We start from the raw sequence: 23,694 nt of genomic DNA, 5'->3' as shown, positions 1-23,694 counted from the left end.
GGTAATTCGTCGGGGTGATCGGGTTCGGGGTGGACAACGGCGGCACGCAACACTTACCTTGCGCCAAACATTTCAATCAGAGGTTTATGCGTGCGGTACATTATTGCGATCTCGGGACCCGTTGCGGTCGGAAAATCTGCGCTGGCCGACGCACTACTTAAAAGATTCAGTTCTCATCGGATTTCCACGCGAACGTTGTTGCTGGATGGGGGGTGCGCGAACGAACGGGATGCGCTGATCGAGGCAGGCAAGCGCTTGGACGTTGACACCGACGGCCGATGGGTGCGCGACGGCATAGCTCGATACGTCACCGAGCACGCAGGCAAGGACGTGATCCTGGTCGATGCGGTCAGGACCGCCCGGCAGGTCGCTCACCTTCGGGAGACCTACGGCCATCAGCTTGTCCACGTGCATGTGACGGCACCGTTCGAGATGGTCAGGAAGCGCTACGAAGATCGCGGCTCTGTCGCCGACACCGGCATGACGTACGACCAGGTCAGAGCTGATCCGACCGAGTCCGGCGTCTGGTCGCTGGGCGACACGGCCGACAGGGTCGTCGAAAATCACAATCAGGAGCCTGCGTCGCTGCTTGCCTTGGCGGTGGCTGGGCTCGAGCTCTTCCCGGGTAAGGCCGTTCCGCTCGTCGATGTTATCGTGAGCGGTCAATACGGCAGTGAAGGCAAGGGGCATATCTGCGCCCATATCGCTACGGAATACGGCATCCTGGTGCGGGTCGGCGGCCCCAACGCCGGTCACCAGGTCGCGGACCCCAGATACAACTACAGACAGCTGCCGTCCGGCACGCAGTCCAACCCGGATGCGAAGATATTGATCGCTGCGGGATCGACGATCTCGCCCACGCGCATTCTTCGCGAGATCGCCGAGTGCGATGCCGCGCGCCGCATCGTCATCGACGAGCAGGCCATGGTGATCGAAGATGCCGATGTGGCGTTCGAGAGCCAAGAAGGCGGTCTCGGAACGATCGGTTCGACAAAACAAGGCGCCGGCTCCGCGCTGGCGCGGAAGATATTGAATCGAGGTAAAGAGCCGATGTTGGGCGGGCCCGTCCGGTTGGCGAAGCACCATCCCGACCTGCTGCCGTTCGTCGGCTCGGTCGGGCGAGAGCTCGAGAAGGCGTATTCCTCGGGGACGCGCGTGATGCTCGAAGGCACGCAAGGCACCGATCTGAGCATCCATCATGGTCACTACCCGAACGTCACGGCGCGCGAGACCACGGCCGCCGGCTGTCTCGCAGACGCCGGAATAGCTCCGTCGCGCGTGCGCAGGGTTGTCATGGTCATGAGGCGATATCCGATCCGGGTCGGCGGCGAGTCGGGCCCAATGGGGATCTTGCTCGATTTCGAAACGATATCGAAACGGTCGGGCGTGCCCCTGAATGAGATCGAGGACACCGAAGTCGGGTCGGTGTCGGGAAACAAGCGCCGGATCGCCGAGTTCGATTTCGAGCAGCTTCGTCGTTCGTCGATCCTCAACGGGGCCACCGACATCGCATTGTCGTTTTCGGACTACATCAGCATCGACAACCGAAAGGCCCAAACCTACGACCAACTCACCGCCGAAACGCATGAATTCATCGCGTCCATCGAAAAGGTTGCGAACGCGCCTGTATCGTTGATATCGACGCGGTTCGCCAAGTTCGGCGTCATTGATCGAAGGGATTGGCGGTGACGGAAGAAGAACTGCTGGAGAACTATCCGCGTCTTTACCACATGGCGGAAGACGCGAGTTGGGAGTCGGTCGCCCGCCACGGCCTGCTGTCGACGACTGCGCTGCTCGACCTCTACGAACTCGGGGGCGAGGAACGGAGTAAGCTGGAATCCGAACGCCGACCGGAATCGGTCAAGATATCGCGGGACGGGTTGCCGGTGGCGGTGGTCCGCGACCAGAAGCCGATGACCCGCTCCGCGCTGGAAAAGTGTCTGACCGACGGCACGACGCCCGAAGAATGGTTCGAAACGTTGAACGCGCGGGTGTTCTTCTGGCTCTCCAAGGATCGGCTTCAGGGACTCCTCGGCGCACGGGCCTATCGCGACAAACCGCAGACCGTCATCACGCTGGATACGAAGAGCCTGGTCGCTGCGCATCGCGACGCCATCACGCTCAGTCCGATCAACAGCGGCGCCACGATCTACAATCCGGTGCCGAGGGGACGCAGCACGTTCAAGCCCATCGCCGACTTTCCCTTCGACGAGCGCCGCAAGAAGCTGAAGAAGCCGATCAAGGACGCGGTAGTCGAGTTGACCGTCATGGGTGGCGTGCCCGACATCGAAGCTCACGCTCTAGCGGCACATCGCGTCTTCAAAGGCGAGAAAAAAGTGCTTTGGAGGCGCGAAGGCAGCGATCCCGGCGAGGGACCGTAGACGGCGGCCTACGCCGCCGAGGCCTCAGTTAGACGCGCGGGGCGCCGATGCTTGCGCAGCAGGTCGGCCACATGCGACGTCAAGCCAACCTCGCCGCGGATACGGACGCCGACGCCCGACGGCAGTCGGTGCAGCAGGCTGCGCAGTTCTTCCAAGCCGCTCGACACATCGAACGTCTCCCAGCGGTCGGCTTCGCCCGGAACGAGCGTGGACGCCGCGCTGTCCGTAGCGCCTTTGTGGAGTTGGACGATCCAGACGCGCATGCCGTCGTGGACCCATTCGAACCGCACCGGCCCGAGCCGCTCCTTCGTCCGATGATAGATCGCCTCGACGTCGCCCACTACGCTTCGCGGCAGGCGTTCCGGCACCTTCTGGCCAAGCATGAAGCGATCGCCTTCGCCGGCGGCGCCTTCGACGACGACTTCACCCAGCGCATCCGTGATGGCGGCGCCGGCGTAAGTAGCAGGGACTGCGGCCTGAGAGAGAATCGCCGAGATCGCTTCGCCGCTCGGGTCCTCCGCGTTGAGCAGGCGGAACGGATCGAGCCAGCCCTTGATGGTGGTGAATCTGCCGGGTTCCTGTTCGCGCGGGCACGTGCGAGTCCACACTTCCTTCGACGAAGTCGCTTCGCCGAAAGTGAACGGCGCGATGCGCCGGGAAATGCAGGTCGTCCGGGGAACGGGAAGGCCCATGACGTGGGCGATCAACAGACCGAACGTCTTGTCGCCGATCATCTGGCTGAAGCGGTTCGGCCATTTGACGGCCGCCATGGCCGGCGCGCTGTCCGATCCTTCGTATTCCCACATCAAGGTGTGGGTTCGTCGCCAGCCACGCGGCTTGGGATGAATACTGAACTCGAGTCGCCCGCGACCGGCGTCGACCGTTTCGACCGGGATGCCGTACACCGTTTCGATCAGAGCGAGGGCCCAATCCAGCGGAAGAGACGCGGTGCCACCCTTTTCGACGCAGCGTGGAGTGTCGTCCGGCGCGAACTCGGCCACGCCGCCCTGGAGGACGCCGGACACGCCGCCGTCGGACACGTCGACCGTCTCGTTCGCGATGACAAAGAGACCCTCGGCCGACATGCGTCGGACCAGCGTTTCGACCTGGGTAAGATCGGACAGGCCGTAATGGAAGTCGCGGCTTCTCGGACTGTCTGGTGTGAAGCTGCGAAGATTTATCGTCCCTTCAGGACTTTGCCCGATCAGGGCGCGGAGCGCGTCCGCCAACGTCGGGAACTTGTGGTTCGCGTCGAACCCAGCGACGCGGCAAAATTCCTGACGCGGTCGGTCTGCATCAGGGGAGAAGCTCACGAATTGCGCGACGTTCCCGACGCGGGCGAGTTCGTCCAACGACACGTCCTTACGCAATGACATCAACACGGCCCCTGTTACGCGTCCCGCTTCGGCATAAAGGCGCAAACGGCCGCGGGCTCCAGCCGTTCCGGAGAAATATCACCGCCTTTCACCGGGCCTGGGATTGTCCCTTGACAATCCTTTCTCGCCGTAGGGTCTCGAACCGATCGAGCCACATCCGCTTGGCGGTTTCCGGTTGAAGGTGCCGGACTAGGATCGGAGCCGGCTGTATGGTCAACCCGGCGAGCCAGCCGTCCGTCCCCGGCGGCATGATCTGTCTTTGCTCGGCCGCGAGCACCCGCAGGTCGGCTTCCTTGATCTGGGGAGGAAGAGGGGACGCGATGCCAAACCGCTTCAGGACGGCATCCTGGACCGCGGCTTCGATCCGCTTGAAGTCAGGGAGCATCTGCTTGAGCGGGCGTGTGATGTCGCCAATGAACGCCTCGGCCGCATCGTGCAGGAGCGCTTCGAATTCGAACCCTTCGGCGACGTCGCTCACCAGCAGGCTGTGTTCGGCCACCGAGTAGAACCGGCTGCATTGGCCGGAATACCGGCAGATGTGCGCGAGTCCGTGGGCGATGTCCTCGACCGTGAAGTCGCTGGTGTGGGGCGAGGCGAAATCGAACCATGCGCCGCTATGGAGCATGATCGACGGTCCCACTTCGACCTTGACTGCGACCATCGCACTCTTCTTCCAGGACATCAGACCCCATCAGTATAATTCGGCGCGCAACGCAGCGCCATCGTCCTCATCCTACAATGAATGTTGTTGCATATGAAACAAAAATGTCGCAAATGAAAACGTTCTCCCATCCTCTTATGATGCGGTCATGCCCCAAGGAAAGGTCGATCACTCCGCTGTTGCGCGGCTGCGGGAGTTCGCCGAAGGGCATCCTCAATGGAGCAAGCGAGAACTTGCGCGCAGGCTCAATATGAACCATTCGCTGATCACTAGGGCTCTGTCGGGACGCCCCATTACCGCTGCGAGCGCGGAGCTGATCGGGCAGGGTTTGGATCGTCTGGGGAGTGGCGACAGGCCGCCGATCGATGTTGAATTTGTAGCAGCGCTGTTGCATATGCTCCAAGAAGCGCTGGCCACCCTCGATCGTTCGCGGAAGACCAAAGGCCGGCGCCGCAGATCCTGACCGGCGCCGCTCGGAGATTCCGCGACGAGGCCACCCCAGCTGTCGTGTCAAAAACTGACGCATCTTGGCCAAAAACTCAGCCCCGTAACCCCTTGATCTTCCTACCCCCGTCTACTGTGCATGGGGTTGTTTTCGCATATTTTGCTATCGTATGGCAGAAGGCCGCGACCGTAACGCCACGGCAAGCGCCTTTACCCGGCCGCGTCGCCCCCACCAAGCGAGACCAACATGCACTCTTCCGCCACCGGCTGGGGCAACGGGCTGCTCGGCGTCATCATCTTCAGCGGCTCGCTGCCGGCGACGCGGGTTGCGGTCGGCGGCTTCTCGGCGCTGTTCCTGACCTCGGCGCGCGCGGTCATCGCGGCGCTGATCGGGGTGGCCGTGCTCGGCCTGCTGCGGCAGGCGCGGCCGCAGCGAGGCGATCTCGTCTCGCTCGCCATCGTCGCGATCGGCGTCGTGGTCGGCTTTCCGCTGCTGACGGCGCTGGCGCTGCAGCACATCACCTCGGCCCGGTCGATCGTCTTCATCGGCCTGTTGCCGCTCTCGACCGCGATCTTCGCCGTGCTGCGCGGCGGCGAGCGGCCGCAGCCGCTGTTCTGGATGTTCGCCGGTCTCGGCAGCGCCACGGTGGCCGGCTTTGCCCTGTCGAATGGCGGTGCGGCCTCGCTCACCGGCGATCTGCTGATGGTCGCCGCGATCGTTCTGTGCGGCCTCGGCTATGCCGAAGGCGCCGCGCTGTCGCGCCGGCTCGGCGGCTGGCAGGTGATCTCCTGGGCGCTGTTGCTCGCGCTGCCGCTGATGGTGCCGCTCGCGATCCTCACCTGGCCGGCAAGCTGGAGCGGCATCAGCGTGCCCGCCTGGATCGGGCTCGCTTACGTCTCGATCTTCAGCATGTTCGTCGGCTTCATCTTCTGGTACCGCGGGCTTGCGATCGGCGGCATCGCCCGCGTCGGCCAGCTGCAGCAGCTCCAGCCGTTCTTCGGCCTCGCACTCGCCGGCCTCCTGCTGCACGAGCCCGTCGCGTGGAGCATGATCGTCGCAACCGGCCTCGTGGTCGCCTGCGTGTTTTTCGCGCGACGGTTTGCGTGAGGCCTCTTGCCTCACGCCTGCCCCATCACCGTCCTCGTCAGCGCGCCCTTGGCGAACTTCTTCAGCGGCATCGGCTTGCCGAACAGGAAGCCCTGCACGAAGTCGAAGCCGAGCTCGTTGGCGGCGACGAGATCGGCGCGGCTTTCCACCCCCTGCGCCACGCTGCGCGCGCCAAAGCCCTGCGCCAGCTCGACGATGTGACGGCACACCGTGCGCTTCAACCGGTCGCTGCCGCTGCCGGTGACGAATTGCCGGTCGGCCTTCAGCTTGACGAACGGAATCCTGTCCAGCTCCATCAGCGCCGGCCAGTTGGCGCCGAGATTGTCGATCGACAGGCCGATATTGTGCAGGCCGACCTCGCGCGCGACCTCGGTCAGGTGATCGAGATCGCGGATCGCCTCCTCGCTGTCGATCTCGACCGTCAGCCCGCCGAAGGCCGGATGCGTCGGCACGCGGCGGCAGAGATCGCGCACCGCCTGCGGCTCCCTGAGATAGGACGCGGGCAGGTTGATCGAGAGATCGACAGCGCTTTGTTGCTCCAGAAGATAGTGCCAGTCCTGCATGGCGCGATCGATCACGAATTCGGAGAGCGCGCGCAGATGCGGGTCGCTCTCTTCGGGAATGAAATAGGCCGGCGGCACCACGCCCCAGGTCGGATGCCGCATCCGCACCAGCGCCTCGGCGCCGCTGCGGACCAGCGTGCGCGCGTCGATCTTGGGCTGGTACCAGAGCTCGAGCCAGCCGGCATGCAGGGCCTCGCCGACATGCACGGCCGGGCTCGGCGCCGGCTCCTCCGGCAGCAGCATGGCGATGCGCTCGCGCAGCGTTTCCGCCGCAAAGGGCGTGGTCAGCGGCGGCAGCATCGCAAGGCCGTATTCCTCGCCGACCTGCCGCACCGCCTTGACGATGATCGACTCGCGCGCGCCGACGGCGAGAACCTTGCCGGCGAACGCCTCGCGCACCAGGATCTCAAGGAATCTCCCCGGCTCGATGCCGTCGGCGGCGACGCCGAGCAGGATCAGGTCCGGCAATTCGGTGGCGAGCACCGCCTGCAGCTCGTCCGAGCTGGCGCATTCGCTGGTGACGAAGCCGAGATCCTCCAGCACCTCGCTGAGGAAGGCGCGCAGATGCCGCTTGCTGTCGGCCACGCAGGCGCGCGGCGTCACCTTTCGCCGTCCGAAGGTCACAGGCCTTCGTCCGACGAGTTCAATCATCCCATCGTTCATCGCTACACCACTCCCGTTCCGTGACGGTTTTCTAAACGGCGAGCGTGGGTTCAAATAAGGAGAGCTTCAGATCTTCACTGGATTATCTGGGTAACCTTAAACCCCTCAATTCGCGCTAAGCTTTCGACAAACTCTCTCCAAAGACGGCGCGACGGCAAACATGACGATTGCAGTCGCTGCGCAAATGTCCGTCGTGTGACATCGAGCTTGCGGTTCGCGGACGAAAGCGGGCAAGCGATGACGCGGTGTGCCTTTTCGAAGCACCCGGGAAGCCGTCGCAAGATTAATCGCCGTCGCTGGTTTGTCCGGATTGCGGCCGTCGAACGCGATCACACAAAGTGTGAAACGCATCACACACGGTTTGCTGCATCTGCGCTATTGCTCGGCACAGCCGGTGGTGGGCTGTATCGAGGATTACGACAATGACGATGCGGCGAATGATGGTCTGGTGGTTCAGGGTGGTGATGTCGGGGCGATTTCTCGATCGCTTCCTGTGCCTGCCGCGCGCGCATTAGAGCATGATCCGGAAAAGTGTGCGGCGGTTCTCCGAAAAGATCATGCTCAAACAATAAACTGAGGCGCGAGCTCAGGTCTGCCCTATCAATTTGCGAAACGCCGCCGCGCCATCCTGCACCACGTCGCGGCCCTTCCAGGCCAGATAGGTCAGCTTGCCGCCGAGCGTGTCGTGGCTGCGCAGACGGCGAGAGCCGAGGATGTGGCCGACATTGGACGGGAAGCGGGCCACCTCGGCGGACACCAGCGCCGCGATCGCGTCCATCAATTGCTGGAGCCGGATTCCCCATTCGGAACTCTCGATGCCGTCGATGCGCACCTTGAGGGAATATTCGGTGTCGTAGATATCGGCGAGCAGGTCGCGGGCGACCAGCACCCGGTTGTTCCGGAGCGCGATCCGAAGCGCGAGGCGCTTGTCGTCGAGCCGGTCGAGCACCATGTGAACGACGCAGGCATAGGGTGTGGCGGCGACATCGGTGGCGCTCTTGCTCGCGGCCGCCTTGGTGGCGAGACGCGTCAATTGCCAGGGCGTCGCCAGGCGCCGCGCCACCAGCGTCAGCGCGAAGGGAAGGGCCTCGGCATGCGCCTTCCCGAAGGCGTCGAGCTGCGCGGTGATCTGGGCAACCCGGTCGTCGTCGAACTTGGCGATCTTCTCGGGCAGCTTTTCGTTGAATTTCGTCAGCACATTGCCGGCGCGCAGCACGTGCTGCATCTTCCTGACGTCGTCGAATGCGGTGCGCGACGCCGTGTATTGCGCGAGCTTGCCGCGCGCGAATTCGGTGCTCTCCGCCGATGCAAAGGTGCTCTCCAGGACCTTGACGACCTTGGTCTGGAACGTCGAGGCGACCTTCAGGACCTCCTTCGGGTTGTTGGCGGCAACCTGGTCGTTGATCGCCTTGATGTAGTCGCGCGCCATGGTCGGCAGCAGGTCGCGGCAGATCCATTCCCAGATCGGCGTGAGGGTATTGCGCGAGATCCGCCCCATGTTGGGGTGCTCGGGCGCGCCGTTGATCAGGAACAGCTCGAGCGGCGCGAAGAAATAGCGCGACGGGTTGGTAGCGCGCGCCTGGGTCGATCCGTCCTTGCGAAACTCGGCGCGCAGGCGCGACTGGATCTCGGACGAGCCGGGCATGTCGATGCCGCACAGCTCGAGCCGCTCGAGTTCACTGAGCAGACAGCTGCGCGACAGCGGCGTCAGCCTCTGCAGGAATTCCGACAGCCGATCGATCTCGTCCATGGCACGCAGTCTTTCGCAGCATTTCCCGCGTGTGCGGGCCCAATGCGTGGAGGCATTTGCGCGCTCTCAACTTCCCTAAGAGAAGCAAGCCGCCGTTAATTATTCCGTAAAAACCGGGGGACGACGTCCGCGCGAAGGCGGCGGTTAAGGGGTTTTCGCTCGTTTGCTCAAGACTTCAGTGGGAAACGCAACCCCTGCATGGTTCCATGCGGCCAGGCGCAAGCACAAATTGTGCCGACGCCGCCATTTCCGCGCAAAACCGACAAAATCACCGTAGTCTTACGGAGCAAAAAGTTAACCACAGACCGCCCCGGGTTCCGCTAAACGAGTGACATGGGGTCACAGAATGATACGGCCACCGATTCGCGGCCGTCGGAATGGTACGAAGGCAGCGCTGCTCCAGCTGAAGAGCCCGATTTCGTCCGCCTGAGCGCTGCCCGGGCCAAGGCCGGCGACGAAATGGCCGCTGCCATCGCCCGCGAGCTCAACGGCCCCCTGACTGCCCTGCTGCTCTACATGGGCGAGATCAAGCATCACAGCGATCAACTCGCGCCCGTGACCGGCGACCGTGCCTATTTGCGGCGGGTGGTCGAGAATGCCCTGGCACAAACCGAGCGCGTCTGCGGACTGGTCAAGCAGCTGGCCGGTCCTCAAAAGGGCGGCTTGTCGATCCCGTCCAGCGCCGAGGACGCAGAATCGAAAACCGTCCGCGCACAGCAGCCCCAGCGTGTGCCGAGCGCCGAACTCGTCAGCCTGTCGGGTCAGAAGCGGCTGACCAAGCGCGAGCGCGAGGTGCTGAGACTGATCAGCGAAGGCTACTCGAACAAGCAGGGCGCGCTTCGGATGCAGATCAGTCCGCGCACGTTCGAGAGCCATCGCGCCGAGGCGATGCGCAAGCTCGGTGCGCGCAACACCGCGGACCTCGTCCGCGCGGCGCTGCTGCACTCGATCGACTGAGGCTGGTGTGTTGCATCGCCGGCAGGCGGTGCGGACAACGCCCCGAGAGATCTCCCGGGACGTCCTGAGAACCCGATCGCGCTCAGAAATAGTCTTCGGCGAAGGGACGCGCGCGCGAGGCGGGACGCAGCGGCTTGATCTCTTCCTTCGGCCCGTTCGGGATGATCGTGATGGTCCAGCGGGGCGGCATGCTCGAATCCTGCTCCAGCACCGAACGCACGAAGCCTGTCACCGTTGACTCGCCGGCCTTCACCGTCGCCATCCGGCCGTTGAACTGTGCGATGCGGAAGCGGCGAACTTCTTTCTGGTCCGCGGTCTCGTAGGTGAACATGGAAAACCCTCCTGGTTTTCCGGGACTATCGCCGCCTATGATTAGCCATCTGTGAAAATCCCAAGCCGTAGAAGCACGGCGGGGATGCACGCGGGCCGTGCTAGCCCTGCGGCTCCTGTGCGCGCGCGGCGGCGTAGGCGGCGTCCATCAGGTCCAGGAGATCGCGGAATCCGCCGTCGCCGAGCTTCTCTGCGGACTGCTCCAGTCGCAGCGCCAGCGCCGCGAGCCTGACATAGCCGAAGGTCCCGGCCGAGCTCTTCAGCGAATGCGCTTCGCGCGCGATCCTGGCGTGGTGCTGCGCCAGCGAGAGCGTGCGGAACAATTGCAGGCGCGCGCAGGTCTCGCTCCAGAACACATCGCGCACTTCGCAGGCACCGTCCTCGCCGATCTCGCGCACCAGCGCTTCGTAAGCGTGCGGCTCGCGCGCAGGCTCGGCCTCGATCGGCTCGTGCGCGGGCGCGACGGTGACTTCAAACATGGGCCTGCTGCCTCGATCACGGATCATTCGTCTGTCGCGCGGCACAGTCCCGGCGCGAGGGCTGCCCGTGTCTACGGCATTCGAATTTCCGTTCCGGTAGCAGGACACAAGGTGTTTGCAGGCCGGCATTAGCCGGCGGTTTACCATGCGCGCGCGGCGGTCAGCGCGCGCCGAGCAGCCGGTCGTACTGGGCCTTCACGGTGGCGTAGCATTCGCACGCCGTTTGGCGCAGGCCGTCGAGGTTGGTGATCTGGATGTGTCCGCGGCTGTAATGGATGAAATTGGCCTGTTGCAGGGTGTTGGCGACCAGCGACACGCTGTTGCGCCGCGCCCCGATCATCTGCGCCATGGTCTCCTGGGTCAGCAGCAGCCGGGTGTCGCCGGAGAGGTCATGGGTGTGCAACAGGCAGCGTGACAGCCGCGACTCCACGGGATGGGCGGCATTGCAGCCTGCGGCCTGCTGGACCTGGGCGTAGACCGCCAGCCCGTGACGCGTCAGCAACGTGCGCAGGGTGCCGCTCTGGTCGGCGGCGATCCGCAGCCGGTCGAGATCCATCACCGACGCGACGCCGGGAACCAGCACGACGGCGGTGTTCAGCGCGCACGCATCGCCCATCGTCGAGAGCGTCCCGAGCAGGCTGTCGCGACCGATCATGGCGACTTGCACATGCTCGCCCTTGGCGAGTTTCACCACCAGCGAGATGACGCCGCGGTGGGGAAAATAGGCGCGCTTCAGCACCTCGCCGGTCTCGACCAGCACCGCGTCATGGGGCAGATCGACTGTTCGCAGGTGCGGACGGATCAATTCATAGTCGTCTGCCGACAGTGCGGACAGGAATCCGTTGGCCGAGCGCACCATCGTTTCCAAGAGCTGCCCTCCGTTCCCGCACCACCGAATCGCGATCGACGACATCCCGTCATGCGTCCGTCGCAGGGTCCATCATGTTCGCGTCGGGATATATTGGCAATTGGGACAAGTTGCCCGAGCACCGCAACCTCGCTCATCTGTCCCTCGGACAGGCCCACCGTGATTGAAACGGATCCGCCATGCGGGAAGTAAACGTAATTCAGCGCAGCACCCGCCTCGCTCAAGACAGATTACCTGACCATTTCGACCGTCGCGAGATGCGGACGCAGCAGATCGAGATCTGCCGCGTCGAGCATTTGCAGCGCTTGGTTGGACGGGCAGCCGCTCGCGATCATCGAAGATCAATCGGGCATTTTCGATGCACGATCGGGTGCGAGGCCCGTTCGTCATCCAGTTGCACGGAAATAAAAGCATATTATAAAGGTTGTAATGCTGTCCATATAACCTTTGGGAGGCAGACAGGCTGCAGCATTTGCGGCGGAAATAAGAACGGCGCGCTGACTCGCTCATGAGCCATTGCGCCGGTCCTGCAGGGTTGTGCAGGAAAAAGCGGCAAGGGGACTCTTCGTGAACCGGGAGCATTGCATCCGCGCTGCGGCCAGACGTTGCCCGACCCGTGCAGTCTCGTCCGTTGGACCAGCAATGACTGTCATCCAATACTGCCATGAAGCCTGGCGTCGCGCGGCCGCGGATGTCGCGTCGATCCTCCCCGCGCCGCCAATGAGGTTCGCGACCGTCATTCTTTCGACTGCAAGCAAAGGGGAAAGGCGTGCCCCACGGTTCAATTATTGAATCGCCGAAACGGGAAGCTCAAACGGGGACGGCAGGTCTGCGCAATATTCTCGTCGTCGACGACGACCCGATGGTCTGCATGGCCATCGAGGTCTATCTCCAGCGCAACGATTTTCGGGTAACGATTGCCGAAGGAGGTGAAGCCGGACTGCGCGCACTCGAACACCAGCAATTCGATCTGATGATCATCGACATTTTCATGCCGCACATGCGCGGGTTCGAATCGATCCGGATCTTGCACGAGCGGGCGCCGGTCATTCCGCTGATCGCGATGTCCGGCTACGCCTTTGCGGATCTGAATTCGCCTGCACCCGATTTCCTCCGGATCGCGCTCGAGCTCGGCGCCGCACGCTGTCTGCGCAAGCCGTTCACGCCGCATGCGCTGCTCGCCGCCATCAACGATTGCCTGGCGGAGCATCGTCCCGACGGCGACCTCGCCTCGGTCGCGCGATTGGGTTAGCGCGGCGCGGGCCGCCATGGCCACGGGGTAACCGTTCGTTTACCGCGCGTGCGGACCACGCAGGTCGCTGCGTCAACACGAACGGAGCGGCGCGACTGCGCTCCGGTTGCGGGCGGCTCGGTTCGATGTCCCGCAGGCCGCCCTATCGTCCTTCGCGAGCGGGACTTTCCAGCGCGCCTCGCTCGCTGTTATCGGCCCGTTTACCTCACGCGTCGCCGCGGTTGCGGCGTTGAGTTGGTTTTGCCGAAAAGCGCTGCCGCACGCCGTCGAACCGCAAACTTCTCTTCAATATCCGTATTAGCACGGAGGATGAAATTAACGGGACTGTGAAAGGGGATGTCTAACGATCGAGAGGAGGGCTTCCGTCCATGCCAAAAGTGGCGCGGGGCGTCGAGGTCCAGGGTCAGGTCAGTAAGGCGTAGCTCATGGATGATCTGTTGCGGGAGTTTTTGACGGAGACCAGCGAGAGCCTGGACACCGTGGACAATCAGCTGGTGAAGTTCGAGCAGGAGCCGAACAACGCCAAGATCCTGGATAACATCTTCCGCCTGGTCCACACCATCAAGGGCACTTGCGGCTTCCTCGGATTGCCGCGGCTGGAAGCGCTGGCGCATGCCGGCGAGACCCTGATGAGCAAATTCCGCGACGGCATGCCGGTGACGGCGGACGCGGTGTCGCTGATTCTGGCTTCGATCGACCGGATCAAGGAGATCCTGGCCGGTCTCGAGGCGACCGAAGCCGAGCCCGAGGGCAACGACCGCGATCTCATCGACCAGCTGGAAGCGATGGTCGAGCGGGGCATGGCGGCTATGTCAGCGTCGGCGCCGCCGATCGCGTCAGGCTCGGCGCAGCCGATGCCGGCCGCTGCAGCCGCTGCTCCCGTGGCCGAGGCGCCGCCGCTGGTGCCGGAAGCGCCCGCCACTGCGACTGCGCCCGCAAAGGAGATGACAACGGGCACGCTGATCGACCAGACCCTGGAGCGTCCGCTGCGTCCGGGCGAAGTCTCGCTCGACGAGCTCGAGCGCGCCTTCCGCGAGACCCCGATCGAAGCGGCGGAGCCCGTCGCCGAAGTCAAGGCCGAGCCCGCCGCTGAAGCAGCGGCGCCGGTTGCCAGAGCGGTCGTCAAGGACGCCAAGGCGTCCAAGGAGAAGGCCGTCGCCAAGAAGTCGGCGGCAGATGAGACCGGCGGCGAAGGCGCCAGCATCGCCAACCAGTCGATCCGCGTCAACGTGGATACGCTGGAGCATCTGATGACCATGGTCTCCGAGCTGGTGCTGACCCGCAACCAGCTGCTGGAGATCTCCCGCCGCAACGAGGACACCGAGTTCAAGGTGCCGCTGCAGCGCCTCTCCAACGTCACCGCCGAGCTGCAGGAAGGCGTCATGAAGACGCGCATGCAGCCGATCGGCAATGCCTGGCAGAAGCTGCCCCGCATCGTCCGCGACCTCTCGAGCGAACTCGGCAAGCAGATCGAACTGGAGATGCACGGTGCCGACACCGAGCTCGACCGCCAGGTGCTCGATCTGATCAAGGACCCGCTCACCCACATGGTGCGCAACTCCGCCGATCATGGCCTGGAGACCCCCGCCGAGCGCCTCGCCTCCGGCAAGGGCGAGCAGGGCACCATCCGCCTGTCCGCCTATCACGAGGGCGGCCACATCATCATCTGCATCGCCGACAACGGCCGCGGCCTCAACACCGACAAGATCAAGGCCAAGGCGATCTCCTCAGGCCTCGTCACCGAGGCCGAGCTCGAGAAGATGAGCGAAGCCCAGATCCACAAGTTCATCTTCGCGCCGGGCTTCTCGACCGCCGCCGCCATCACCTCGGTCTCCGGTCGCGGCGTCGGCATGGACGTGGTGCGTACCAATATCGACCAGATCGGCGGCACCATCGACATCAAGTCGGTGGCCGGCGAGGGCTCGTCCGTCACCATCAAGATCCCGCTGACGCTCGCGATCGTCTCGGCCCTGATCGTCGAAGCCGCCGGTGATCGCTTCGCGATCCCGCAGCTCTCGGTGGTCGAGCTGGTCCGTGCCCGCGCCAACAGCGAGCACCGCATCGAGCGCATCAAGGACACCGCGGTGCTGCGCCTGCGCAACAAGCTCTTGCCGCTGATCCACCTCAAGAAGCTCCTCAAGATCGACGACGGCGCGGCCTCCGATCCCGAGAACGGCTTCATCGTGGTGACCCAGGTCGGCAGCCAGACCTTCGGCATCGTCGTCGACGGCGTGTTCCACACCGAAGAGATCGTGGTCAAGCCGATGTCGACCAAGCTGCGTCACATCGACATGTTCTCCGGCAACACCATCCTGGGCGATGGCGCGGTCATCATGATCATCGATCCCAACGGCATCGCGAAAGCGCTCGGCGCCGCCGGCTCCTCGGCCCACGACATGGGTGACGAGAACGGCGCCCATCACATCGGCTCGGGCGAGCAGACCACTTCGCTGCTGGTGTTCCGCGCCGGCTCGTCGCAGCCCAAGGCGGTCCCGCTCGGCCTCGTCACGCGCCTGGAAGAGCTCCCCGCCGACAAGATCGAGTTCTCCAACGGCCGCTACATGGTGCAGTATCGCGAGCAGCTGATGCCGCTCATTGCCATGGACGGCGTCACCATCGCCAGCCAGGGCGCCCAGCCGATCCTGGTGTTCGCCGACGACGGCCGCTCCATGGGCCTCGTCGTCGACGAGATCATCGACATCGTCGAGGAACGGCTCAACATCGAGGTCGGCGGCTCCGCTTCCGGCATCCTGGGCTCGGCCGTGATCAAGGGCCAGGCCACCGAGGTGATCGACGTCGGCCACTTCCTGCCGATGGCGTTCTCCGACTGGTTCACCCGCAAGGAGATGAAGCCGTCGCTGCACTCGCAGTCGGTGCTGCTGGTCGACGATTCCGCGTTCTTCCGCAACATGCTGGCGCCCGTCCTCAAGGCGGCCGGCTACCGCGTCCGCACCGCCCCGACCGCGCAGGAGGGCCTCGCGGCACTGCGCGCGCAGACCTTCGACGTGGTGCTGACCGACATCGAGATGCCCGACATGAACGGGTTCGAGTTCGCCGAGACCATCCGCTCGGACAACAATCTGGGCTCGATGCCGATCATCGGTCTGTCGGCGCTGGTGTCGCCGGCGGCGATCGAGCGCGGCCGTCAGGCCGGCTTCCATGACTATGTCGCCAAGTTCGACCGTCCCGGTCTGATCGCGGCGCTGAAGGAACAGACCGCGAGCGCTGCCGGCGCCTCCGATCTGAGCCGGGCGGCGGCGTAACGGACAGGATCAGGAGACACCCAACATGACCAGCAAGAGCAAGACCCAATCCGCCGAAGGCGCCATGGTCGAATACGTCACCGCGATGATCGGCGGCCAGCTGTTCGGCCTGCCGATCTCCCGCGTCCAGGACGTGTTCATGCCCGAACGCGTCACCCGCGTGCCCCTGTCCTCGCGCGAGATCGCGGGCGTGCTGAACCTGCGCGGCCGCATCGTCACCGTGGTCGACATGCGCGCCCGTCTCGGCCTGCCGCAGCCCGAGGACGGCAAGGTGCCGATGGCGGTCGGCGTCGATTTGCGCGGTGAATCCTACGGCCTGCTGATCGACCAGATCGGCGAAGTGCTGCGCCTGCCCGAGGCCGGCATGGAGGAAAACCCCGTCAACCTCGACCCGCGCATGGCCAAGCTCGCCGGCGGCGTCCACCGTCTCGACGGCCAGCTCATGGTCGTCCTCGACATCGACCGCGTCCTCGAGCTCGAAACCAGAGTGCAAATGGCTGCGTAAACTGACACCAGAGAACACCGAAGTCGGAGAAGAAAAATGAAGACTTGTTTGGTTGTTGACGATTCCAGCATCGTCCGAAAAGTTGCCCGCCGGATCGTCGAGGCGCTGGGCTTTCAAGTGATCGAAGCTGAAGATGGCGTCGAGGCTCTGGTTCACTGCAAGAAGGCGATGCCGGAGGCCATCCTGCTCGACTGGAACATGCCCGTCATGGACGGCTTCCAGTTTCTGGGCACGCTGCGCCGCATGCCCGGCGGTGACGAGCCCATGGTCGTGTTCTGCACCACGGAAACCGGCATCGATCACATCACGAAGGCAATGGGCGGTGGTGCCAACGAGTACATCATGAAGCCCTTCGACAAGGACATCGTGTTGGCGAAATTCCAGGAAGTCGGTCTGATCGCGCTGGACGAACAAACCGCCGCCTGAGACGCCTTCGTTAACTTCAAGAGGTCTTCCGTGAATCCGACCGAGTATGAGTATCTGCGTAAGTTCTTGAAGGACAATTCCGGTCTCGACCTGTCCGCAGACAAGCAATATCTGATCGAAAGCCGCCTGCTGCCGCTGGCCCGCAAGGCCGGGCTCTCCAGCATCGGCGAACTCGTGCAGAAGCTGCAAGGCGGCGCGCGCACGGTGATCACCGACGTGGTCGAAGCCATGACCACCAACGAGACGTTCTTTTTTCGCGACAAGGTCCCGTTCGATCATTTCCGCGACCACATCATGCCGGAGATCATCAAGGCACGGGCAGCCAAGCGCAGCGTCCGGATCTGGTGCGCCGCCGGCTCGACCGGGCAGGAGCCCTATTCGCTGGCGATGTGCCTGAAGGACATGAGTGCGGCCCTCACCGGCTGGCGCATCGAGATCATCGCGACCGATCTGTCGCAGGAGGTGCTGGAGAAGGCCAAGGCCGGAATCTACAGCCAGTTCGAGGTGCAGCGCGGCCTGCCGATCCAGATGCTGATGAAATATTTCAAGCAGACGGGCGAGACCTGGCAGGTCAATCCCGAATTGCGGGCGATGATCCAGCACCGGCAGCTCAACCTGCTGCACGATTTCGCGCAGCTCGGCACCTTCGACGTCATCTTCTGCCGCAACGTGCTGATCTATTTCGACCAGGACACCAAGATCAACATCTTCAACCGGCTGGCGCGCCAGATCGAGCCCGACGGCTTCCTGGTGCTGGGCGCGGCCGAAACCGTGGTCGGCCTGACCGATACGTTCCGCCCGATTCCGGAGCGGCGCGGCCTCTACAAGCCGAACGATCCGCGTGCCGCAGCCGCCAAGCCGGCTCTCGCCGGCGCGGCGCCGCGACTGGCGGTCATGGCAGGACGATAGAGATGGCCGAGGATGGCAAGGGTACGGAACGCGTGACTTTCAGTCGCGGCTACGATGTCTGCATCATGGCCATCGACGGCACCTGGCGCCGCGACTGCAAGCTCAACGCGATCTCCGATATCGACGCCATCCTCACGGTGGAAGGCTCGATCCAGGGGCTGAACCTGAAGGAGTTCTTCCTGCTGTTGTCGTCCACGGGCCTAGCCTACCGCCGCTGCGAGCTGGTCCGCGTCAACGGCGCCGAAATGGACATCCAGTTCCTGCGCGGCAAGAACCGGAAGAAGCGCGGCGCAGCCGGCGGCCGTGACGAAGCGGCGTGATCCGCCCACGTCCTTTCCGGTCCATTGCTTCATATTTTCTGAAAACATCCGAATGAATTCGCGACAGCGGCTTTACGTGGCCTAAGCGCGAACCGTGTATCCGTTGACGATCCCAATCTCAGGATACTGAAATGCCCAGAAGTTCTCTTTCCCCCATCTCCTCGAACCTGCCCGACGGCGCCGAGCGGCGCGCGCTTCAGCTCCTGGTGGTCGATGACGACGCTACGCAGCGCAGCCTGATCACGGTCGCCGCCAAGCAGGCCGGCCACGAAGTCACCGTGGCGCCGTCCGTGGCGGATGCGATCGAGAAGCTACGCGCCGCGCGCTTCGACTGCGTGACGCTCGATCTCGTGCTGGAGGATGGCGACGGCATCGACGTGCTGCGCGAGATGGCGGCGGCGAAGTTCGGTGGCGCCGTGATCGTCATCAGCGGCATGGACGGCAAGCGCCGCAGCGCAGCACGCAGCTTCGCCCGGTCCGTCGGGATCGAACTCCAGAGCCTGCCGAAGCCGCTCGACCTCGCGGCCCTGCGCATCAGCCTCGCCAATCTCGGCAAGACCGCGATGGGGCTTCCTGCGATTCACACGTGGGGCGGCGTCGCCACCGACGCGATCGTGGAACGGCATCGCGCTTGAGACTTGCGGAGCCGCCATGCGATCGGGCGCGGCTGCTGCGCCGCGCCGATCGCACTCTATGCCGCGTCGCCGGATTCCGATAGCGATTGCAAGGCGTGGCAAAGGCCCGCCCGGCAGGCATTGAGGGCGGCGCTCGCCGTCGCATAACGCGGCGTGACGTCGTCCAGCACGAAAATTTCGGTGGAACCCGCGATAGCGCTATCGGATACGGGCTCGACCTGTTCCGGTTTCATCGCCGCGTCGATCAGACGCACACTGATGTCGATGCGCGCGATCAGCGAGCGAAGTTCGGCTGCGATCAACTGACGGCTGTCGGCGTCGGCCAACGCGGCGAGCGGGGGTGTGCCTGCGTAATTTAGCATGGATATTCTCCGTCCCCCGCAATAAGGCACCTCGTCGCTACTTGTGCGTTAAGTCCATGTCCCGTACAAATACGGGTGGGCCGAATCCGCGCCGAACGCCAAACGGGAGGCGCGGACGCGAGTCCTTCATGCCAACTGGATGTGGCACATGGCCGAACAAAGCTCTCGCGGTGAAATCTTCGTGGTCGACGACGACCCTGCAGTTCGCGACACCCTGTCGATGGTGTTGAAAGCGGCGGGCTATGAGGTGATCTGTTTTGCCGACGGCGCAGCGCTGCTCGCCGTCGCGCGAAACCGCACACCGGCTGCGATCCTGCTCGACGTGCACATTCCCGGAAAGTCGGGCCTCGACATTCTGGAGGAGCTCCAGGGCGAGGACTATCCGGCGCCGATTTTCATGATCTCCGGACAGGGCGACATCGCGATGGCAGTTGGCGCGATCAAGAGCGGCGCGCTCGACTTCATCGAGAAGCCGTTCCGCGGCAGCGAGATCGTCGGCCGGCTCGACGAGGCGATCGGCGCCTATGCACGCAGGCAGGCGGAGAACGCCTCGCCGAAATTCAGCTCGCTGCATTTCCCCGGACGCGAGCCGCTGACGCGCAGGGAGCGCGAGGTGCTCGAGCAGTTCGCCTCCGGTGCGTCCAACAAGGAAGCCGGCCGCACCCTCGGCATCAGCCCGCGCACCATCGAGGATCACCGCGCCAACATCATGAAGAAGCTCGGTGCGCGCAACGCCGCCGATCTGATCCGCATCGTGATGACCGCGGCGCAGCGCGCATCGTAAGGCCTGTCAGTGACGTTTCGTAGCCCGGATGGAGCGTAGCGTAATCCGGGGCTCGCGCATGCTGAAAGACTGTCCCGGATTGCGCTTCGCTCCATCCGGGCTACGGCGCTACTCAGTTTCAGGCGCTCAGCGCCTTGCGGATGATCCGCGCCAGATCCGATTTGCGGTAGGGCTTGGCCAGCAGCGTCACGCCGGAATCCAGCCGGCCGTGATGGATGATCGCATTCTCGGTATAGCCTGACGTGTAGACCACCCTGAGATCGGGCCGCGTCTTCATCAACTCGTCGGCGAGTTGCCGTCCGTTCATCTTGCCGGGCATGATGACGTCGGTGAACAGCAGGTCGAACGGCTTGCCGGCGGCAACGATCGCCAGCGCCTCCGCCGCGTTCGCGGCCTGCAGGGTGACGTAACCCAGCGAGTGCAGCTGCGTCAGCACGTAGTCGCGCACCAGCCGGTCGTCCTCGACCACCAGGATCGTCTCGTGTCCGCCCTCGATCGTCGCCGGCGTCACGCCCTCGCTGACGGCTGTCGGCGTCTTGCCGGGCGGCAGGTACATCTTGATCGTGCTGCCGTGGCCTTCCTCGCTGTAGATCTTGATATGGCCCGCCGACTGCTTGATGAAGCCGTAGACCATCGACAGCCCGAGTCCGGTGCCCTTGCCCGGTCCCTTCGAGGTGAAGAAGGGGTCGAACACCCGGGTCAGCAGGTTCGCGGGGATCCCGCTGCCGGTGTCGCTCACGGCGATCAGCACGTAACGGCCGGGGCGGATGTCGTTGCCGCTGGCATAGACCTCGTCGAGATAGGCGGCGCCGGTCTCCACGATCAGCTTGCCGCCGCCGGGCATGGCGTCGCGGGCGTTGAGCGCGAGGTTGAGGATCGCGGTGGTGAGCTGGTTGGGATCGACGATCGCGACGCAACACTCCTCCTCGAACACCGATTCGATCTGGATCTGCTCGCCCAGCGTCGGTCGCAACAGCTTCGTGGTGTCGACGATCAGCGAGTTGATGTCGATCTCGCGCGGCTGGAGCGGCTGCTTGCGCGCGAAGGCGAGCAAATGCTGGGTCAGCTCGGCGCCGCGCGCGGCGGCCTCGTCGATCATCCTCGTGATGGCCGCAAGCTGCGGCTCCTTCTCGACGGCCTCCGCGAGGATCTCGATCGTGCCGGTGATGACGGTGAGGATGTTGTTGAAATCGTGCGCCACGCCGCCGGTGAGCTGGCCGACCGCCTCCATCTTCTCGGCATGGCGGATGCGCTCCTCGGCGGCGATCTTGTCGGTGAGGTCGCGATAGAACACGTTGAACAGCAGGCCCTCGCGGCGCTTCAGCGCGGTCAGGCTGACCTCGGCCCTGAATTCCTTGCCGTCGCGGCGACGGCACATCAGCTCGCGGCGGCGGTTCAGTGTCCTGTCGTCCTCGTTCTCCAGGAAATCTTTCAGGCCTGCCTTGACCCTCTCGCGTTCGCTCTCGGCCACGATGAGGTCGATCGTACTCTTGCCGAGCACTTCGTCGCGCCGCCAGCCGAACAGCTGCTCGGCCTGCGAGTTCCAGTTCAGGATGCTGCTGGTCTCGTCGGTCTGGATGAAGGCGTCGAGCGAGGTCTCGACGATCTTGCGGGCGAGCCGCTCGCTCTCGCGCAGCGATTCCTGCGCGAGCCGCGCCTCCGTCATGTCGCGCCCGACGAAGAAGTAGCGCTGCGCCTGCTCGGACCAGCTGCCGAGCCAGGACAGCCAGACCCCGTGTCCATTGCGGTGGAAGCAGCGCGTGTCGGCGAGCTTGATGCGCTCGCCGCGGCGTAGCGCGCGCATCTCGTCGCGGGCGTGCTCGAGATGATCCAGGTGAATGAAGTCGGCGCCGCTGCGGCCGATCATCTCATCCGGCCGATAACCGAGAATGGCCTCGCTGCTCGGGCTGATCTGCGCGATGTTGCCTCGCGAGTTCATGACCATGATCAGGTCTTGCGAAGTGTCGAAGATCTGCCGGCGCTCTTCGAGCTGTTGCTGCACCTGCCGCTCGGCCCGCCGCGCCTCGGTGAGGCTGTGCGCGGTCCCGGAGACGCCTACGATCTCGCTCGACGATCCCCTGATCGGCGAGAGGCTGAGTGAGATCTCGATCGGCGTGCCGTCCTTGCGCAGGCGCACCGTCTCGAACCGTTCGATTGGCTCGCCTCGCGCGATCCGCCGCAGGATTTCCTTGCCCTGTGCGCGGCGGTCGGGCGGGACGATGATCGCGGTGGATTTCCCGATCGCCTCACTTGCCGCATAGCCATAGAGCCGCTCGGCGGCCGGATTCCAGCCTGTGATGATGGCGTCGAGCGTCTGCATCACGATCGCGTCGTCGGATGATTCGACGGCGGCGCTGAACAAGTGCTCGCGGGCCGCATGATGACTTCGCGCCGCCTCGGTGCGGCGGTGCTCCCGGACCTCCTGCTCGAGAGCGGCTGTCTTTGCCCGCGTCTCTTCGACCATCCGGGCGAATGCCCGCGCCAGCACGCCCGTCTCGCCGCCGGCGTCGACGGGGATGTCCGCTTGCTGTCCGCGGCCGATCGCCTCCACGGCCGCGGTCAGGCGGCCGATCGGGCGGGTCAGCGAGCGCGCCAACAGCACTGCGAGTGATGCCGCAGCGAGGATGGCCAGCACGCCGACCAGCAGGGAGGTCTTTTGAATGGCGGCCGGCACCCGGCCGAACACGGCCGGCGGAATGGTCACGATGATTGCGGTCCATTCCTTGCCGGCCAGCAGTGCCGGCGCGATCGCCGCGCCGCTCGGCCGGCCCGCCCCGTCGGTCATGAGCCGCGTGGATACGTCCGACGTGCCGGCCAGGCCTGCGAAGAACGGAAAATCATCGCGCCAGTTGGTGGGGCGGCCGTGCGAGGAGCCGAATTCTCGCGTGCGATCCGGATGAACGAGATAATCGCCGCGCGCATTCACGACGTAGATCTCGCCACCCGAGTTCGCCGTCCCGCGCACGTGGTCCAGGGCCGGGCGCATGTCGATATTGGCGATGATGATGCCGAACGGCTTGCCATCCGGCGTGAACAGCGGCGTCGCGACCCGCAGCGTCGGAACGTGCGGTTCGGTGGTCCCTCCCTGACGCGTGGCGAGATCGACGGCCGAAACATAGATATCGCCGGGTGCCAGTCGTATCGTGTCACGAAAGTAGGCTCGGTCGCCCTTGCGCTCGAGCTCGCTGTTGGGGGCGATCCGCACCGACCCGTTCGGGCCGGAGCGGTCGACCCGAACCAGCTCGCGCTGGTCGTCGTCGATGCCGATGATTCGAAACTGCGCGTAGCTGGGCTTGGCCTCGATCTCGGCCGCGAGCCGCGTCGCGATGCGCTCGCGCCAGGTTTGCTCCGAGACGCCGTCTGCGGGGTCAACACCGCCGGCGAGGTGAGCGCGGATCAGACCGTTGATGGCCGCAGCGGAGCGATAGCCGACCAGATCGCCGCGAGCGCCGGCAACATAGGATTCCAGACCGGTCGCGAGCAGGCGTGACTGGGCCTCGACCCGTTCCAGGACGCGCGGAATCACCGCTTGCGTGGTGTTGCGGAAACCCAGCCATCCGACAGCGGCCACGGTGACCGTCACCAGCAGGATCATCGCAATCGCCAACCGCGTTGCGAGCGTCATGCGGATGTTCGCAGGGCTTCCCGGACGACCGCG

23 protein-coding genes are annotated in these 23,694 nt (G+C 64.5%); 14 read left to right on the top strand and 9 right to left on the bottom strand.

Features of this window, described 5'->3' with window-relative positions:
* Positions 1 to 90: 90 nt before the first annotated feature.
* Entirely contained in the window at positions 91 to 1,689 is a 1,599-nt protein-coding gene (locus IVB24_RS01455) for an adenylosuccinate synthetase (RefSeq protein ID WP_247771842.1), read from the top strand.
* Positions 1,686 to 2,381: a hypothetical protein gene (locus IVB24_RS01450; protein ID WP_247771841.1), complete on the top strand. Its 696-nt coding sequence runs from the start codon at positions 1,686 to 1,688 to the stop codon at positions 2,379 to 2,381. Before IVB24_RS01455 ends, IVB24_RS01450 begins: the two co-directional genes overlap by 4 nt.
* Before the next feature lie 8 nt (positions 2,382 to 2,389).
* Here IVB24_RS01450 and IVB24_RS01445 read toward each other — a convergent pair whose 3' ends face one another.
* Positions 2,390 to 3,739: a hypothetical protein gene (locus tag IVB24_RS01445; RefSeq protein WP_247774268.1), complete on the bottom strand. Its 1,350-nt coding sequence runs from the start codon at positions 3,737 to 3,739 to the stop codon at positions 2,390 to 2,392.
* A gap of 106 nt (positions 3,740 to 3,845) precedes the next feature.
* Entirely contained in the window at positions 3,846 to 4,439 is a 594-nt protein-coding gene (locus IVB24_RS01440; protein WP_247771840.1) for a hypothetical protein, read from the bottom strand.
* Positions 4,440 to 4,566: 127 nt separating this feature from the next.
* Here IVB24_RS01440 and IVB24_RS01435 point away from each other — a divergent pair, with 127 nt between their 5' ends.
* Both IVB24_RS01435 and IVB24_RS01430 read left to right on the top strand, forming a co-directional pair.
* Positions 4,567 to 4,881 (top strand): hypothetical protein, encoded by a 315-nt coding sequence (locus IVB24_RS01435; protein ID WP_247771839.1) that lies wholly within the window; start codon positions 4,567 to 4,569, stop codon positions 4,879 to 4,881.
* 228 nt (positions 4,882 to 5,109) lie between these two features.
* A complete protein-coding gene (locus IVB24_RS01430) occupies positions 5,110 to 5,970 on the top strand; it encodes a DMT family transporter (RefSeq protein WP_247771838.1) in 861 nt (286 codons plus the stop codon).
* Positions 5,971 to 5,981: 11 nt separating this feature from the next.
* Here the strand turns inward: IVB24_RS01430 and IVB24_RS01425 are convergent, their stop codons facing one another.
* Entirely contained in the window at positions 5,982 to 7,196 is a 1,215-nt protein-coding gene (locus tag IVB24_RS01425) for an EAL domain-containing response regulator (RefSeq protein ID WP_247771837.1), read from the bottom strand.
* Between the two features lie 340 nt (positions 7,197 to 7,536).
* Here IVB24_RS01425 and IVB24_RS01420 point away from each other — a divergent pair, with 340 nt between their 5' ends.
* Entirely contained in the window at positions 7,537 to 7,773 is a 237-nt protein-coding gene (locus IVB24_RS01420) for a hypothetical protein (protein ID WP_166476745.1), read from the top strand.
* A 9-nt stretch (positions 7,774 to 7,782) separates the two neighbouring features.
* Here the strand turns inward: IVB24_RS01420 and IVB24_RS01415 are convergent, their stop codons facing one another.
* Entirely contained in the window at positions 7,783 to 8,946 is a 1,164-nt protein-coding gene (locus tag IVB24_RS01415; RefSeq protein ID WP_247771836.1) for a hypothetical protein, read from the bottom strand.
* A 333-nt stretch (positions 8,947 to 9,279) separates the two neighbouring features.
* On the opposite strand from IVB24_RS01415, the gene IVB24_RS01410 reads away from it, so the two are divergent.
* On the top strand, positions 9,280 to 9,903 hold the full coding sequence (locus IVB24_RS01410) for a helix-turn-helix transcriptional regulator (RefSeq protein WP_140482016.1): 624 nt from the start codon (positions 9,280 to 9,282) through the stop codon (positions 9,901 to 9,903).
* A gap of 82 nt (positions 9,904 to 9,985) precedes the next feature.
* On the opposite strand, the gene IVB24_RS01405 is transcribed toward IVB24_RS01410, so the two are convergent.
* From IVB24_RS01405 to IVB24_RS01395, 3 genes are all read right to left on the bottom strand, one after another.
* Positions 9,986 to 10,234, bottom strand: a complete 249-nt coding sequence (locus IVB24_RS01405) for a hypothetical protein (RefSeq protein WP_247771835.1) — start codon at positions 10,232 to 10,234, stop codon at positions 9,986 to 9,988.
* A gap of 100 nt (positions 10,235 to 10,334) precedes the next feature.
* A complete protein-coding gene (locus IVB24_RS01400; RefSeq protein WP_247771834.1) occupies positions 10,335 to 10,712 on the bottom strand; it encodes an Hpt domain-containing protein in 378 nt (125 codons plus the stop codon).
* Positions 10,713 to 10,872: 160 nt separating this feature from the next.
* A complete protein-coding gene (locus tag IVB24_RS01395) occupies positions 10,873 to 11,571 on the bottom strand; it encodes a Crp/Fnr family transcriptional regulator (protein ID WP_247774267.1) in 699 nt (232 codons plus the stop codon).
* A 778-nt stretch (positions 11,572 to 12,349) separates the two neighbouring features.
* Between IVB24_RS01395 and IVB24_RS01390 the strand changes: the two genes are divergently transcribed.
* The 7 genes from IVB24_RS01390 (at position 12,350) to IVB24_RS01360 (ending at position 18,890) form a co-directional block, all read left to right on the top strand.
* The gene (locus IVB24_RS01390) at positions 12,350 to 12,832 is read left to right on the top strand and encodes a response regulator (protein ID WP_247771833.1); all 483 of its coding nucleotides are present in this window, start codon (positions 12,350 to 12,352) and stop codon (positions 12,830 to 12,832) included.
* Between the two features lie 425 nt (positions 12,833 to 13,257).
* Entirely contained in the window at positions 13,258 to 16,095 is a 2,838-nt protein-coding gene (locus IVB24_RS01385) for a hybrid sensor histidine kinase/response regulator (protein WP_247771832.1), read from the top strand.
* 25 nt (positions 16,096 to 16,120) lie between these two features.
* Positions 16,121 to 16,600 carry a chemotaxis protein CheW gene (locus IVB24_RS01380; RefSeq protein WP_247771831.1) on the top strand — a complete coding sequence of 160 codons (480 nt, stop codon included), beginning with the start codon at positions 16,121 to 16,123 and terminating at the stop codon, positions 16,598 to 16,600.
* Between the two features lie 36 nt (positions 16,601 to 16,636).
* Entirely contained in the window at positions 16,637 to 17,026 is a 390-nt protein-coding gene (locus IVB24_RS01375) for a response regulator (RefSeq protein WP_094973834.1), read from the top strand.
* Between the two features lie 30 nt (positions 17,027 to 17,056).
* The gene (locus IVB24_RS01370) at positions 17,057 to 17,935 is read left to right on the top strand and encodes a protein-glutamate O-methyltransferase CheR (protein ID WP_247771830.1); all 879 of its coding nucleotides are present in this window, start codon (positions 17,057 to 17,059) and stop codon (positions 17,933 to 17,935) included.
* A gap of 2 nt (positions 17,936 to 17,937) precedes the next feature.
* The gene (locus tag IVB24_RS01365; RefSeq protein ID WP_247771829.1) at positions 17,938 to 18,255 is read left to right on the top strand and encodes a PilZ domain-containing protein; all 318 of its coding nucleotides are present in this window, start codon (positions 17,938 to 17,940) and stop codon (positions 18,253 to 18,255) included.
* Positions 18,256 to 18,386: 131 nt separating this feature from the next.
* Positions 18,387 to 18,890 carry a response regulator gene (locus IVB24_RS01360; RefSeq protein WP_018321616.1) on the top strand — a complete coding sequence of 168 codons (504 nt, stop codon included), beginning with the start codon at positions 18,387 to 18,389 and terminating at the stop codon, positions 18,888 to 18,890.
* A 56-nt stretch (positions 18,891 to 18,946) separates the two neighbouring features.
* On the opposite strand, the gene IVB24_RS01355 is transcribed toward IVB24_RS01360, so the two are convergent.
* Positions 18,947 to 19,252: a hypothetical protein gene (locus IVB24_RS01355; protein WP_247771828.1), complete on the bottom strand. Its 306-nt coding sequence runs from the start codon at positions 19,250 to 19,252 to the stop codon at positions 18,947 to 18,949.
* Positions 19,253 to 19,400: 148 nt separating this feature from the next.
* Between IVB24_RS01355 and IVB24_RS01350 the strand changes: the two genes are divergently transcribed.
* Positions 19,401 to 20,036 (top strand): response regulator, encoded by a 636-nt coding sequence (locus tag IVB24_RS01350; RefSeq protein ID WP_094973837.1) that lies wholly within the window; start codon positions 19,401 to 19,403, stop codon positions 20,034 to 20,036.
* Between the two features lie 118 nt (positions 20,037 to 20,154).
* Here IVB24_RS01350 and IVB24_RS01345 read toward each other — a convergent pair whose 3' ends face one another.
* The gene (locus tag IVB24_RS01345; RefSeq protein ID WP_247771827.1) at positions 20,155 to 23,661 is read right to left on the bottom strand and encodes a PAS domain S-box protein; all 3,507 of its coding nucleotides are present in this window, start codon (positions 23,659 to 23,661) and stop codon (positions 20,155 to 20,157) included.
* Positions 23,662 to 23,694: the final 33 nt, after the last annotated feature.

Source organism: Bradyrhizobium sp. 192 (genome assembly GCF_023100965.1).
Classification (GTDB): Bacteria; Pseudomonadota; Alphaproteobacteria; order Rhizobiales; family Xanthobacteraceae; genus Bradyrhizobium; species Bradyrhizobium symbiodeficiens.
The sequence above is the reverse complement of the archived record's forward strand: the minus strand, read 5'-3'. Positions and strand labels throughout refer to the sequence as shown.